General features: G+C 64.1%; 12 protein-coding genes and 2 rRNA genes. 7 read left to right on the top strand and 7 right to left on the bottom strand.

Annotated features, from left to right (window positions below):
* Positions 1 to 60: 60 nt before the first annotated feature.
* On the bottom strand, positions 61 to 246 hold the full coding sequence (locus VIG32_12405) for a hypothetical protein (protein HEY8298808.1): 186 nt from the start codon (positions 244 to 246) through the stop codon (positions 61 to 63).
* 61 nt (positions 247 to 307) lie between these two features.
* On the opposite strand from VIG32_12405, the gene VIG32_12400 reads away from it, so the two are divergent.
* The gene (locus VIG32_12400; protein HEY8298807.1) at positions 308 to 1,897 is read left to right on the top strand and encodes an aldehyde dehydrogenase family protein; all 1,590 of its coding nucleotides are present in this window, start codon (positions 308 to 310) and stop codon (positions 1,895 to 1,897) included.
* 6 nt (positions 1,898 to 1,903) lie between these two features.
* On the opposite strand, the gene VIG32_12395 is transcribed toward VIG32_12400, so the two are convergent.
* Positions 1,904 to 2,401 (bottom strand): GNAT family N-acetyltransferase, encoded by a 498-nt coding sequence (locus VIG32_12395; GenBank protein HEY8298806.1) that lies wholly within the window; start codon positions 2,399 to 2,401, stop codon positions 1,904 to 1,906.
* A complete protein-coding gene (locus tag VIG32_12390) occupies positions 2,398 to 3,555 on the bottom strand; it encodes a P1 family peptidase (protein HEY8298805.1) in 1,158 nt (385 codons plus the stop codon). Before VIG32_12390 ends, VIG32_12395 begins: the two co-directional genes overlap by 4 nt.
* 65 nt (positions 3,556 to 3,620) lie before the next feature.
* On the opposite strand from VIG32_12390, the gene pckA reads away from it, so the two are divergent.
* The 3 genes from pckA (at position 3,621) to VIG32_12375 (ending at position 6,356) form a co-directional block, all read left to right on the top strand.
* Positions 3,621 to 5,222 (top strand): phosphoenolpyruvate carboxykinase (ATP), encoded by a 1,602-nt coding sequence (gene pckA, locus VIG32_12385; GenBank protein HEY8298804.1) that lies wholly within the window; start codon positions 3,621 to 3,623, stop codon positions 5,220 to 5,222.
* Positions 5,223 to 5,232: 10 nt separating this feature from the next.
* The gene (locus VIG32_12380; GenBank protein ID HEY8298803.1) at positions 5,233 to 5,664 is read left to right on the top strand and encodes a hypothetical protein; all 432 of its coding nucleotides are present in this window, start codon (positions 5,233 to 5,235) and stop codon (positions 5,662 to 5,664) included.
* 263 nt (positions 5,665 to 5,927) lie between these two features.
* Positions 5,928 to 6,356: a hypothetical protein gene (locus VIG32_12375; protein HEY8298802.1), complete on the top strand. Its 429-nt coding sequence runs from the start codon at positions 5,928 to 5,930 to the stop codon at positions 6,354 to 6,356.
* Here the strand turns inward: VIG32_12375 and VIG32_12370 are convergent.
* On the bottom strand, positions 6,353 to 6,808 hold the full coding sequence (locus VIG32_12370) for an HAD-IA family hydrolase (protein ID HEY8298801.1): 456 nt from the start codon (positions 6,806 to 6,808) through the stop codon (positions 6,353 to 6,355). The two genes, VIG32_12375 and VIG32_12370, sit on opposite strands and share 4 nt — an antisense overlap.
* A gap of 57 nt (positions 6,809 to 6,865) precedes the next feature.
* Here VIG32_12370 and pfp point away from each other — a divergent pair, with 57 nt between their 5' ends.
* Genes pfp through VIG32_12355 form a run of 3 tightly spaced genes read left to right on the top strand, consistent with a single transcriptional unit; the run spans position 6,866 to position 10,806 of the window.
* On the top strand, positions 6,866 to 8,107 hold the full coding sequence (gene pfp, locus VIG32_12365) for a diphosphate--fructose-6-phosphate 1-phosphotransferase (protein ID HEY8298800.1): 1,242 nt from the start codon (positions 6,866 to 6,868) through the stop codon (positions 8,105 to 8,107).
* On the top strand, positions 8,097 to 9,575 hold the full coding sequence (locus VIG32_12360) for a YdiU family protein (GenBank protein ID HEY8298799.1): 1,479 nt from the start codon (positions 8,097 to 8,099) through the stop codon (positions 9,573 to 9,575). The genes pfp and VIG32_12360 overlap by 11 nt, the downstream gene beginning before the upstream one ends.
* A 55-nt stretch (positions 9,576 to 9,630) precedes the next feature.
* Positions 9,631 to 10,806 carry a hypothetical protein gene (locus VIG32_12355; protein ID HEY8298798.1) on the top strand — a complete coding sequence of 392 codons (1,176 nt, stop codon included), beginning with the start codon at positions 9,631 to 9,633 and terminating at the stop codon, positions 10,804 to 10,806.
* 21 nt (positions 10,807 to 10,827) lie between these two features.
* Here VIG32_12355 and VIG32_12350 read toward each other — a convergent pair whose 3' ends face one another.
* The 3 genes from VIG32_12350 to VIG32_12340 all read right to left on the bottom strand — a co-directional run.
* Entirely contained in the window at positions 10,828 to 12,342 is a 1,515-nt protein-coding gene (locus VIG32_12350; protein HEY8298797.1) for a hypothetical protein, read from the bottom strand.
* Positions 12,343 to 12,555: 213 nt separating this feature from the next.
* Positions 12,556 to 12,672 (bottom strand): 5S ribosomal RNA (rrf, locus tag VIG32_12345).
* 95 nt (positions 12,673 to 12,767) lie between these two features.
* Positions 12,768 to 13,015, bottom strand: a 23S ribosomal RNA gene (locus VIG32_12340); the annotation flags it as partial.

Below are 13,015 nucleotides of genomic sequence, written 5' to 3'. Positions count from 1 at the left end.
CGGCCGTCGGTCGTGCGAATGGTCAATTCCGTCATACTCGCTCCCCCATCGTAGAGCGAATTATGCCCGGGAGGCGATCGTCCGAAACGATCGGCCGGATAGACGAAAGCCGTCCTCGTTGCGAAGGGCGGCTTTTATGCGATGCCGGCGATAGAGCTTTTTGGATTCCATCGCGCCGGCTGGGCGCAGGTTCGTCGGTGGGCCGAGCGGCGGCACGATGCCGCGCAGGCGCTTCTTTCGTTTCATTTCTACCTCCACAGATACTATACACGACGGGCCGCCGAGAGGTTACCGCGAAGAAGCGCGCATGGAGTCGATCGATCGTGACCTGCAGGTGCTGGCCGACCGTAAACTCGCGTGGGCGCGGCTCCCGGTCGGAACGAAGATCGAGTACTTGCTCGCCGTGCGGCGAGCCGCCGGCGAGTACGCTCGCGACTGGGCCGACGCGGCCTGCGCGGCGAAGGGGCTGGCCCCCGGATCGCCGCTGCGCGGTGAGGAATGGATCGCGGGCCCCTGGGCCGTACTCTACGCGCTCAATCGGTACGTGCGCACCTTGCGGACCATCGTCGCGCGTGGAGCGCCCGAACTGGCTCCGGGCGCCGTACGCACCCGGCCGGACGGCCGCGTCGTCGCCCGAGTCTACCCGCGAACGGCATACGATCGCTTGCTCTTGCTCGGCACGCAGGCCGAAGTCTGGATGCAGGACGGCGTGAGCGAAGAGACCCTGGCCTCGACCATGGGCCGCTTCTATCGCGAGGCCGAACCCGCCGGGCGCGTTGCGCTCGTTCTTGGCGCCGGCAACATCTCGAGCATCGCCGCGCTCGACGTTCTCTACAAGTTCGTCGCCGGCGGCAGCGTCTGCATGCTCAAGATGAATCCCGTCAACGAGTATCTGCAGCCTATTTTCGAACGCGTCTTCGAGCCGTTCGTGGCCGGCGGCTTTTTGCGCTTCGCCCGAGGCGGCGCCGACGTCGGGCGGTATCTCTGCGCGCACGAACTCGTCGACGAGATTCACGTTACCGGCAGCGAGAGCACGCACGACGCGATCGTTGCGGAACTGGCGCATCCCAAACCGATCACGAGCGAGCTTGGCAACGTCAGCCCGACGATCGTGCTGCCCGGCACGTGGAGCGACGCCGACGTTCGTTTCCAAGCCGAAAGCATCGCGACGCAAAAAATGCACAATGCGGGCTACAATTGCATCGCCGCGCAAGTGCTGGTTCTGCCGCGCGATTGGAACGGCACCCCCCGCTTACTCAAAGCGTTGGCGGAGGTGTTCCGCCGCACCGCGCCGCGGGAACCGTACTATCCGGGAACGCGCGGACGTTACGACGCATTGGTCTGGCCGCATCGCGACGCCGCGTTTTTCGAAGCGGATTCAACCGCGGACGACGCAGCCTTCACCACCGAAGCTTTTTGCAACGTCCTCGCGTACGTCGAATTGCCGGGCGATCCGGCGGCGTTCTTGCGTGCGGCCGTTGTGTTTGCGAACGACCGGCTGCACGGCACGCTCGGTGCGAACCTTATCGTCCACCCCGCGACGCAGCGCGCGATGGAGACGGAATTCGAAGCCGCCATTGCGGATCTGCGCTACGGCTGCATTGCGGTTAACACGTGGACCGGCGTCGGATATTTTATCGCGGAGACCACGTGGGGCGCTTATCCCGGGCACACGCTCGCGGATATCGGCAGCGGCATCGGCGTCGTGCACAACGCCTACCTGTTCGACAAGCCGTTAAAGAGCGTGATCTACGCGCCGTTCCGGCCGTTTCCACGCCCGGCATATTTCATCACCAATCGCATGCAAGCCGCGATCGGCGAGCGCCTCTGCGCGTTCGAAGCCCGCCCGTCGCCCGCCCGCGCGCTCCGCGTCGCAGCCGCGGCGCTTCGCGGTTAGCCTGCTTTAGGGCCGCTTCTCATATTTCATTAGGTCGCGATGGTAGTAGCGGCCGATACGATCGTAGCGGAACCGCAGCTTGTTGGCGACGGCGATGGAGCGCGCGTTCTCGCGATCGATCAAGCAGACGATCTTCGCGAGGCCCACTTCGCGCAGCCCGAATTCTAGGACGGCGCGGCCGGCCTCGGTCGCGTATCCCTTCCCCCACGCATCGCGCGCGAAGAGCCACGCGATCTCCACCTCGCCGGTCTCGGGAATCGTGTGCAGACCGCACTCGGCGATCAGGCGTCCGTTCGATTTTTCGAGCACCGGCCAGAGGCCGAATCCACTGCGTTCGTCTTCCTCCATGAACCGGCCGATCAAACGCGCGACGCCGTCCCGATCGAGCGCACCGATCGGAATGAAGTGCATTACCTCAGGATCGCCATAGATCGCCAAGGCCGAGTCGACGTCGTTCGGCATCCACTTCCGAATCAGCAATCGCTCCGTCTCAATAAAGCTCATTTCACGCCGGCCGCGCGCAGCATCGTGAGGACCCGATCGACCGGCAACCCGTAGACGGTGGCGCCGCCCTTCCCGGTCATCGTCTTGGCGTTAAACAGCGCATCGTAAATGGCGGCCTCGGTCGCTTCGGCGGTGGCGCGATAGAGCGCGTTGAGGGTATCGTCGTTTTCAACGATCCGAGCCGCCGGCGGCGAGACGACGAAGTTGGCGGTCCGAGTGTAGACGTAGCCGGTCGAAAAAGCCAGGAAAAGATCGCCGCTGCCGACGTCCGAGGTCAACCCCGTTCGCCCCATGCCCAAGCCCGCGCGCAACGCGATAGCGTGGAGCTGACGCGAATCGAGCGGAGCGTTGGTCGCGATCACGATGACGATGCTGCCCGATGCCATACGTCCGTGCAGCGAGATACGCTTGGGAAACGTCATCTTGTACTCGTCGCGCAGCCGTTGCCCGACTTTTACGCCGTCGATCGTGAGCTGCTCGCGCGACGATCCGGTATTGTCGTTGACCAGCACCCCAACCGTATAGCCGCCAAGCTCCTTGGGGAGAACGCGCGATGCCGAACCGATGCCGGCCTTGAACCCGAACGCCTTCATTCCCGTGCCCGCGCCGACGCTGCCGCGCGCGAATTGTCCGCGCTTCGCGCTATCGAGCAGCGCGCCCACGTCGTTTGCGCTTACATACCGCCCTTGAATATCGTTGAGCAGTTGATCGTCGCACTCCGCAACGACGGGAAGGGGCACGTCGTCGGTGCGGCCGATCTGCGGATGCTTCCCGATCATCCAGCTAATCGCACCGTCGTCGGCACGGCCCACGTCGAGCGTGTCGGTCAAGACGATCGGCGTCTCGAGATAGCCGGCCTCGTTGATCCAGTGCGTTCCGGTCATTTCGCCGTTGCCATTGAAAGCCAGGGTCGCGGCCGAGACTTTCCGATCCCAGGGATCCGAGTCGGGTACGATGGCGGTCGCGCCGGTGCGCACGTTCGCGCCCTCGATTTTGGTGAGGTTTCCCACCGCCACGCCGGGGACGTCGGTGATGCCGTCGAGCGGCCCGGCCGGATAGAAACCGAACCGGAACGGAATGGCGGCCGAGGCCGGCGCCGCCAGGGCGAGGCTCAACAGGGCCGTTATGGCCAGCAAATACGGTCGCGTGCGCATGGCCTAGCCATTAGGACCGGCGCGCGTACGGGCCTGCAGGCGCGTCTCTCCGGCGCACCTAAGAGATGTCGTCTACGCCGTCATTTGGGGGTCAAACCATCCTTACCGTTCCCGAAGAGTTCAAGTCCGCGCTCGTCCATGAGAACCTCTCGACCGCCGCGCTCGTCGAACACGCGCTGCGCCGCGGCGAAGGCGTCCTCGGCAACGACGGGCAGCTCATCGTCGATACGCGCCCGCACACCGGCCGCTCGCCCAAGGACAAGTTTTTCGTCAAAGAGCCTTCGAGCGAGGCGCACATCGACTGGGGCGAGACCAATCGTCCCATCGACGCGTCGAAATTCGATGCGCTCTGGGACCGCGTGAGCGCCTACCTTTCGGAACGCGAACTCTACTCGCTGGATTGTTACGTCGGCGCCGACGAGAACTTCCGGTTGCCCGTGCGGGTCGTCACGGAGTTTGCCTGGCACAGCCTCTTCGCGCGCGATCTCTTCATCGTTCCGCCGGAGATTCCGGCCGATTTCGCGCCCGCGTTCACCGTGGTCGATGCGGCGCTCTTTGAGGCCGATCCCGCGCGCGACGGCACCAATTCCTCGACGTTCGTGCTGGTGAACTTCGCCAAGCGCATGATCCTTATCGGCGGCACCCGTTACGCGGGGGAGATCAAGAAGTCGGTCTTCACCGTCATGAATTATCTCCTTCCGCTGCGTGGCGCGCTGCCGATGCACTGTTCGGCCAACGCCGGCAGCAAAGACGGCGACGTCGCCATCTTCTTCGGCCTCTCCGGAACCGGCAAGACGACGCTCTCCGCCGACGCGCATCGCCCGTTAATCGGCGACGACGAACACGGCTGGTCGGCCGACGGCGTTTTCAATTTCGAGGGCGGCTGCTACGCGAAGGCGATTCGCCTTTCGCAAAAAGCGGAGCCCGAGATCTGGGCGGCGTCGCATCGCTTCGGCACCGTGCTCGAAAACGTCGTCTACGACGAAGCGACCCGCGCGCTCGATCTCGATTCCGAAGCCAAAACCGAGAACACCCGTTGCGCGTACCCGATCGAGTACATTCCGAACATCGTTCCCGGCAGCAAAGGCGGCCATCCGCGCACGATCATCATGCTCACCGCCGATGCGTTCGGCGTGTTGCCGCCGATCAGCAAGCTCAGCCGCGAGCAGGCGATGTACCATTTTCTCTCCGGCTACACGGCCAAGGTCGCCGGCACCGAACGGGGCGTAACCGAACCGACCGCGACGTTTTCAACCTGCTTCGGCGCTCCGTTCATGGTGCACCATCCGACGGTGTATTCAAAATTGCTGGGCAAGAAAATCGACGAGCACGAAGTCGTTTGTTGGCTCGTCAATACCGGCTGGACCGGTGGCCCGTACGGCGTCGGTAAACGAATCTCGATCGCCTACACGCGCGCGATGATCGATGCGATCATCGGCGGCTCGCTCGCCGGCGCCGACTTCAAGCTCGAGCCGTTCTTCGGACTCCACCTGCCGGTCGCCGTACCGAACGTGCCCGCCGAGGTGCTCGATCCGCGCAACCTGTGGCCCGACAAAGCGGCCTACGACCTGCAGGCGAAAAAACTCGCGGCGCTCTTCGCACAAAACTTCAAGAAGTTTGAGGGACAGGCCGCCGAGGGCGTGCGAGCCGTCGCGATCCAACCGTAAGGGGGAGCGCGTGCAGCACTTTATTGCAATCGATCACGTCGACACGCGGGTCCGTTCCGTGCGAGCGGTCGAACTGTTCTACGACCGGCTCATGCCCGAGATCGGGCTGCCGCACAAGTCGTTCGCCTTCGTCGACGAGCGCGGTGATTGGCACGATGCACCTGCCGACGGAACGTACAACACGATCGAATACCACGAGGGTCCGCAGCGCGATCGCGCGGACTTCTTTATCGGGTTCGTCGAAGATCCTCAAGCCGCCGCATCGGGAACGCGCATCGCATTTCGCGTAAGCACCGAACGGCTCGCCGAGATCGGGGCGTTTCTGGAAGCCATCGGTGCGCGCAACGTCGAGCCGAGCGAAAACATGGCCGAGTATCCGGCCTATTTCTTCGAAGACCCAACGGGCACCAAACTCGAAATCTGCGCGCGCAACCCGGCTTAGTGACCTAGGTGCCAACCGTGTTCGGCGCAGCGGTACGCGCCGAGGCCGCGCGTCGTCTTTGGAATCGCCTTTTCCGCCGCCTTCTTCGTTTTGAATGCGGCTTTCGGCGCGCCGTTTGCCTTGTAGCACGACCGCTCGCCGGTCCACCAAGGCTTGCGAGGCTCTTTCATCGCTCGAGCCGGGCTCCTAATCCCATTTTCAGAACGTTCCGGCCCGGGGCGCGTTATCCTCAACGTGAGAACACCGCCATCAAGGAGCCCTTCGTGAATTTTTCTCGTGCCCTTCTTCTGCCCGTCGCGCTTGCCGCAGCCGTCGCGCTGCCGGCCATCGGCTCGGCCCAGGTCGCCGCGCCCGCCGCACCCGCACCCGCGCCCGCGGCCGGCCAATCCGGCCATCACCATCACCGCGGCGGCTGGGGCCGCGCCATGCACGGCATTACCCTAAGCGACCCACAGAAAGCCCAGATCAAGCAACTGCGAACGGCCTATCGCCAGGCGCATCCGGCGGGCAGCAAGCCCGACATGGCGTCGCGCAAGGCGCTACGCGACCAGATCACCGGCATCCTAACGCCGGCCCAGCGCGCGCAGTATCAAACGAACCTTCAACAGCTGCGTCGGAACGAGCAGAACGAAGGCGCCGAGAAACCGGGCGCTCCGGAAGCCCCGGATCCGACCGCTAGCCCGAAGGCCTAAAGCACCTCGAATCCCTCCGGTGCGCCGCGTAGACGAAGATCGCCGAGGCGATCGATCGATCGCGTGGCGCGCCGGGCAAAATCGCTTCCGCGCCCCCGCCGAACCGCGATGACCTCCATACCCGCGTCCGCAGCCGCGGCGATCCCCGCCTCGCTGTCTTCAATCACCAGGCAGCGAACGGGTTCGACCGCAAGCCGCCGAGCTCCGAGAACGTAGCATTCGGGCGCCGGTTTGCCATGCTCGACATCGTCGGCACACACGAGCACCGGCGGCTCCGGCAGCTCGGCGCGTTCGATCAACGCGCGAGCCAGCCGGCGCGGCGCCGAGGTCACGATCGCAAACCGCTTCCCATCGAACGCCGCGAGCAATTCGCGCGCGCCCGCAATCGCATCGCCGCGATCGTCGACTAACGTGCCGAAGAGATCGAACAGCACGGCGGCATACCGGTTCATGCCGCGCACTTCGGGCCGCGCAATGAGTTGCCTTGCGATTGCGCGTATCCACTCTGCATGAGCGGCGACACACTCGGCATCCTCGTCGGCGGCGGTCCGGCACCCGGAATCAACGGCGTGATCGCTTCGGCGACCATCGAAGCCATTAACAGCGGCCTGCGCGTTATCGGGCTCTACGATGGGTACTACCACATCGCCCAGGGCGACCCGACGCAAACGTGCGAGCTAACGATCGACGACGTCTCGCGCATTCACACGACCGGCGGCTCGATTTTGCGCACGTCGCGCACGAATCCGGCGAAGGACGATGCAACGCTGCAGCGCTGCGTTCGAGCGCTCGCATCGTTAAACGTTCGCTATCTCGTGGCGATCGGCGGCGACGATACGACGTACGGCGCGACGCGCATCGCCGCCCTCACGCAAGGCCGAATCGGCGTCGCCACCGTTCCGAAGACGATCGACAACGATCTGCCCTTGCCCGATAGCGCGCCGACCTTCGGGTTCGAGACCGCTCGCTCGGTCGGCACCAACATCATCGAGAGCCTGATGGAAGACGCGCGCACGACCGCGCGCTGGTACCTCGTGGTGAGCATGGGCCGTAAGTCCGGCGCGCTCGCGCTTGGCATGTGCAAAGCGGCCGGCGCGACCTTGGCGGTGATTCCCGAGGAGTTTCCCAATGCGGACCTCGATCTGGACGTCGTCGTCGACACGATCGTCGGCGCGATCGTCAAGCGCCGGGCGAGCAATCACAATCACGGCGTGGCGGTGATCGCGGAGGGCATCGTCGAGCGTCTCTCCGCCGACAAACTCGCCTCGCTGCAGGACGTTCCGCGCGACGCCTACGGACACGTGCGGCTGGCGGACGTACCGATCGGCAGCGTGCTGCGCGACGCCGTTCGCAAACGCCTGGCGGAGATCGGGGTTGAAACGACCGTGGTCACCAAGGATATCGGCTACGAACTGCGCTGCGCGAAACCCGTTCCGTTCGACGTCGAGTACACGCGCACGCTGGGCTACGGCGCCGTGCGATATCTGCTCGGCGGCGGAAGCGGCGCGCTAATCGCGCTCTCGGGCGGCCGCGTCGTTCCGGTGCAGCTCGCGGACCTGACCGATCCGGCAACCAAGCGCGTTCGAATCCGGATGGTCGACGTGACCACCGAATCCTATACGGTCGCCCGCAACTACATGATCCGCCTCGAACCCGAAGACTTCGTCGAGCCGCGGCTCTCGCGCCTCGCGTCCCAAACGCAGCTTACCGCCCACGATTTCCGCGAGCAGTTCGAACCCCTTGTCCGCTGAGCGTCCGATCGACACGCTCGTTACCGGCAATTCGTACGCCGAACTGCCGTCGCGTTTTTTCGTGCCGACGGCACCGACGCCGCTGCGCGATCCGTATTTCGTCGCGGTCAGTCCGCACGCCGCGGCGCTCCTCGATCTCGATCCTTCGGCGATAGCCGAACCGTCGTTCGTACGCGCCCTCGCCGGAAGCGACGCGATCGCCGGGGCTACGACGATCGCGACCGCGTACGCGGGGCACCAATTCGGCTCGTGGGTCCCGCAACTCGGCGACGGTCGAGCGCTGCTGCTGGGCGAGCGGCGCAACGCGCTTGGCGAATCGTGGGAGATACAGCTCAAAGGCGCGGGCGAGACGCCGTTCTCGCGCATGGGCGACGGACGGGCCGTGCTGCGCTCGAGCATTCGCGAATTTCTGTGCAGCGAAGCGATGGACGCGCTCGGCGTTCCGACGACGCGAGCGCTCGCCATCGTGGGGAGCGACGACGCGGTCTACCGCGAAACGCCGGAGACTGCGGCCGTCGTAACGCGCGTCGCTCCGAGCTTCGTGCGATTCGGTACGTTCGAATACTTTGCCGCACGCGGCGACGCCGAGGCGGTTCGTACCCTCGCCGACCGCGTCATCGATCGTCATTTCCCCGAAGCCGCCGGCGCGGAACGTCGCTACGCCGCGTTTTTGCAGTCGGTTGCCGAGCGCACGGCGCGCACGATCGCGCACTGGCAAGCCGTCGGCTTTCAACACGGCGTCATGAATACCGACAATATGTCGATCCTGGGATTGACCCTCGACTACGGCCCCTTCGGCTTCATGGAACGCTACGATCCGGATTGGATCTGCAATCATTCCGATCACCTCGGGCGTTATCGCTTCGCGGCCCAGCCGAGCATCGCGCTGTGGAATCTGCGGGCGCTCGCTGCGGCGCTCGAGCCGCTTCTCGACGAAGAATCCGCCGCGGCTGCGTTAGCCTGCTACGAACCGGAACTGCGCGCCGCGTATCTCGCTCTCTGCCGGCGCAAGCTGGGTCTGCGCGAATGGCCCGATGACTCGTACGATCTGCTCGGAGATCTCTTCGCGCTCATGGGACATGCGCGCGCGGATTATACGCAAACCTTTCGACGTCTCTGCGAGGTTGCGGCAAGTCCCACCGATGCGGACGAGGCCTTTTGCGAAGCGTTCGCCGCACGCGACGTGGAGGCACGGTCGTGGCTCGAGCGGTATCGCGCCGCGATTCGAACCTCTGGGCTGGGCGAGGACGTGCGCGCAGCGGCGATGCGAGCCGCAAATCCGGCATACATCCTGCGCAACTATCTCGCCCAGACCGCCATCTCCCGCGCGCAACAGCGCGACTATTCGGCCATCGAACGTCTGCTTGCGGCGCTTCGCGCGCCGTTTGAAGAACGCCCGGAGTTTGCCGACTTCGCACGGCCCGCGCCGGAATGGGCCGAGTCCCTCGAAGTGAGCTGTAGTTCGTAAGCCGGTTTGCGATCGGGCGAAAGGAAATAGCCGCGCGACCGGACGATCAGTGGAAATGAAGTTTCGCGGAACGTTTCTGACACTCTCGGCCACGCTGTGCTTGGCGACGGGCTGCGCCGCCGGCGGCTCGGCGGCCGATCCCATGCCGCGCGTGCCCGCGGGGTTTACGATTCAAAAAATCGCGACCGTGAGCCAGGCACGCGAGCTGGCCGTTGCGCCCAACGGCGATCTGTTCGTCGGAACCTACGGCAGCGACGTCTATGTGGTTCCGCATGCGGATGGCGACGCGGGCGCGCCAAGCGTCTTCGCACACTTCGATAACCAACCCGCGGCCGGGCTCACGCTCGCCGGCGATACGCTCTACGTCGGCACGCAGTTTGCCGTTTACCGGATCGCGTATCGCAGCGGCGATCGGACCGCGCGAAGTGCTCCGGTGAAGATCGCGGCGGTTCGTCCATCGCACACCGATCGCGACCACGAAACCACGTCGGTCGCCGTAAGTCACGGAGCGCTCTACGCGAGCGTCGGGTCGTCCTGCAATGCGTGCCAGCCCGATCTCGACGAAACTCGCGCGACCATTCAACGCGTCGGTGCAAACGGCTCGCTAACTCTAAGAGCGACGCACATTCGCAACGCCATCGCACTAACGACTAACCCCGAAACCGGAACGCTGTGGGCCGGCGTCGCCGGCGAAGACGATCTGCCCGTCGGGCATCCGTACGAAATCTTCGACGCGGTCGGCCTGCAGACGAGCGTCGCAGACTACGGGTGGCCGTGGTGCTACGAGAATCGCAAAGCAAATCCGGTTTCGAAATGGGCCGGACACGACTGCTCCAAGACCGCCGTGCCGCGCGTCGTGTTTCCCGCCTACGAAACGCCGATCGGCGCGGCATTTTATCCCGAAAAGCTTTCGGGCCCGCACGCTTTTCCGGTGAAGTACCGCGGCGGCGCGTTCGTCGCGTTGCATGGCTCGTGGCACGGTCCGGCGCAAGGTCTTAGCGGTTACGTGCCGCCGCGAGTGGTGTTCGTCGCAATGCGCGGCGACGTTCCCGCGACGCCCGTCAATTGGAGCGACCCGACCGCGCAGTGGAGCGAGTTCGTCGGCGGGTATCAAGCCGGCGCGAGCATTCGGCGCATCGGGCGTCCGACCGGTATCGCGATCGGGCCGCAGGGCGATCTCTTCGTAGCCGACGATCAAACCGGCGCGATCTATCGAATCCGTCCGCGTTAGACCGCGACCGCAGCGCGCGCCCTATTGAATGGTGACTCGGAATTTAACGGTGACGGTGCCGTTAATCGGCAGCGAGCCGCCCGTGTAGGTGTAGGTGACGGTTCCGCCGGCTTGGGCCGGTACGCACGTTAGCGGGACCGGAGTCGTTACGCACGTTGCGCTCGCCGGAACGTATGCGGTGTTAACCGGTACCGGATCGCTGATAGTGAACGAGCGTAGCGGGAAGCCGCGCTTATTCGTGAACGTCAACGTATATTCCAACACGTCGATCGGCTTTCCAATGATGCTCGTACCGGGTCCGATCCCCTCGGTGATGTTCGCGACCAGCTTGCTCATCTCCGAACCCGTAAACGTGGTGGTAACGGAATTACTGGTTAACGTTTCGCCGCCGTACTCGCTCGGGTCGTAGGGGACGCTGCCCGTAGCGGTGTTGACCGCGCTGCCGCTCGACGCGCTCGGCGTTCCGACGATCGACAGGGTCGCGGTTGCTCCGGCGGAGAGATTGCTCACCGTGGCTATCACGGTTTGCGCGCCGGCCGCCGACGTGATCGAACACGAGCCGATTCCGCCCGCTACGGCGCACGAGGGCAACGTCGTCGGCGATATGACGACGGTATTCGGAACGGGGTCGACGATTGAGGCCGTGGGAGCGGCAAAATAGCCGGTATTTTTTAGCGCGACCGAATAGGCCATCGAGTCGTTCGGGCCCGCCGCGGACGTGCCGTTTTTTGCGACGGCGAACGTCGCGGGGATCGATGCGAGATCGTTCACGACGTCGCTGCCCGTCGCGATGCCGGCGTGACTGCCGACCGAAGCGCCAGCGGTCGTGTATTCCCACAGCGTCCACGGAGTACCGCTGCCCTTTTGCTCGCACGCTACGATGTGCCCGTTGGGTAAGAGCGCGGCTCCCGTCAAGCTTCCCGTGGGTCCGCCGAGCGTCACGGGTCCCGTAACCGCGCCGGTCGTCGCGTTTATCGTATAAAGATTATGGGTTGCGACGACGTACAGCGTCTCGTCGTTTGCCGCGGTCGGTTCGACGACGATATCCCCGTTCGTGCTTACACCCGGACCGGTCAACGTGAGCGATTTCACCACGGCCGCAGTCGCGGGATCGAGCCACAGCACGGTCGTCGCATTCGACATTGTGACGAGGCAGCCGCCGACGCAATACTTCGTGGTCGGGTCGAACGACATCCGCGCGAGCGTTCCACCCACGCCCGGGATCGCAGCAACCACGGCAGAGGCAGCGTATGCCGTCGCCGACGTCGGAGCGTTGGGATTGAGCGTCGATTTCAAGAGCTGGCCGCTCGTGTTGGACACGTAGAGGTTGCCGTTCGTATCCTGTCCGAGATTTTGCGCGCTGCTGCCGGTAAATAAGCTTCCGTAGGACTGCACGACCGCCCCGGTATTCGTATCGATGAGATAGACGCCCGCGCTATCGCTCAGCACCATGACGGTTGCCGCGCAAGCACCGACGCCCGCAAGCAAAAATGCCAACAGGCCTAAAGCGCTTCCGATTACGATCCGAAAATGCATCAGTGCTGCGAACGCTCCAATAATCTCGCGGGCAAGTAGCCGCAAATGAGCCGGCCTCTACCGCTCTGTGCCCAAATACTGCTTCGGTCGATCTAACAACCTCAGCGAAGCGAAAGCCCCGTTTTAACCCAGTCTTGACACTGTGGGCACGCCCGTTGCCGACTCACGACAAAAAGCCCACCGTATTTCTACGGCGGGCTCTCTGGATAGATAATCTGGCGTCGACCTACTTTCGAGGGACCCTGCGGTCCGACTATCATTGGCGCAGGCGGGCTTAACTGCCGTGTTCGAGATGGGAACGGGTGGGACCCCGCCGCTATGAACGCCAGAAACTTGATCCTCATCGCGACGCCGAGCCTGAGCTCCAGGCGATCGCGATGAGAAAGCTGCATACAGAAGAACTTTCAGTGCCAAAATAAAGGAGTTTGTCAAAAATTTCCGGGCGATTAGTACCGGTCAGCTCCAGCGATTGCTCGCCTTCCACCCCCGGCCTATCAACGTGGTAGTCTCCCACGACCCTTCACCCTTACGGGATTGAGATCTCATCTTAGGGTCAGTTTCGCGCTTATATGCTTTCAGCGCTTATCTGGTCCGAACATAGCTACCCGGCTATGCCCCTGGCGGGACAACCGGTTCACCAGCGGTTCGTTCAACTCGGTCCTCTCGTACTAGA

The sequence above is a fragment of the Candidatus Baltobacteraceae bacterium genome, from assembly GCA_036559195.1.
In the GTDB taxonomy this organism is placed as follows: domain Bacteria; phylum Vulcanimicrobiota; class Vulcanimicrobiia; order Vulcanimicrobiales; family Vulcanimicrobiaceae; genus JALYTZ01.
Note: the sequence above shows the minus strand (reverse complement) of the source record. Positions and strands in the feature narration are given on the sequence as shown.

What these genes read in the sequence shown, in the direction of transcription:
- VIG32_12405 (HEY8298808.1), bottom strand. Translation starts at nt 246, where the DNA reads ATGAAACGAAAGAAGCGCCTGCGCGGCATCGTGCCGCCGCTCGGCCCA.
- VIG32_12400 (HEY8298807.1), top strand. Translation starts at nt 308, where the DNA reads ATGGAGTCGATCGATCGTGACCTGCAGGTGCTGGCCGACCGTAAACTC.
- VIG32_12395 (HEY8298806.1), bottom strand. Translation starts at nt 2,401, where the DNA reads ATGAGCTTTATTGAGACGGAGCGATTGCTGATTCGGAAGTGGATGCCG.
- VIG32_12390 (HEY8298805.1), bottom strand. Translation starts at nt 3,555, where the DNA reads ATGCGCACGCGACCGTATTTGCTGGCCATAACGGCCCTGTTGAGCCTC.
- pckA (HEY8298804.1), top strand. Translation starts at nt 3,621, where the DNA reads ATGTCGTCTACGCCGTCATTTGGGGGTCAAACCATCCTTACCGTTCCC.
- VIG32_12370 (HEY8298801.1), bottom strand. Translation starts at nt 6,808, where the DNA reads ATGAACCGGTATGCCGCCGTGCTGTTCGATCTCTTCGGCACGTTAGTC.
- pfp (HEY8298800.1), top strand. Translation starts at nt 6,866, where the DNA reads ATGAGCGGCGACACACTCGGCATCCTCGTCGGCGGCGGTCCGGCACCC.
- VIG32_12355 (HEY8298798.1), top strand. Translation starts at nt 9,631, where the DNA reads ATGAAGTTTCGCGGAACGTTTCTGACACTCTCGGCCACGCTGTGCTTG.
- VIG32_12350 (HEY8298797.1), bottom strand. Translation starts at nt 12,342, where the DNA reads ATGCATTTTCGGATCGTAATCGGAAGCGCTTTAGGCCTGTTGGCATTT.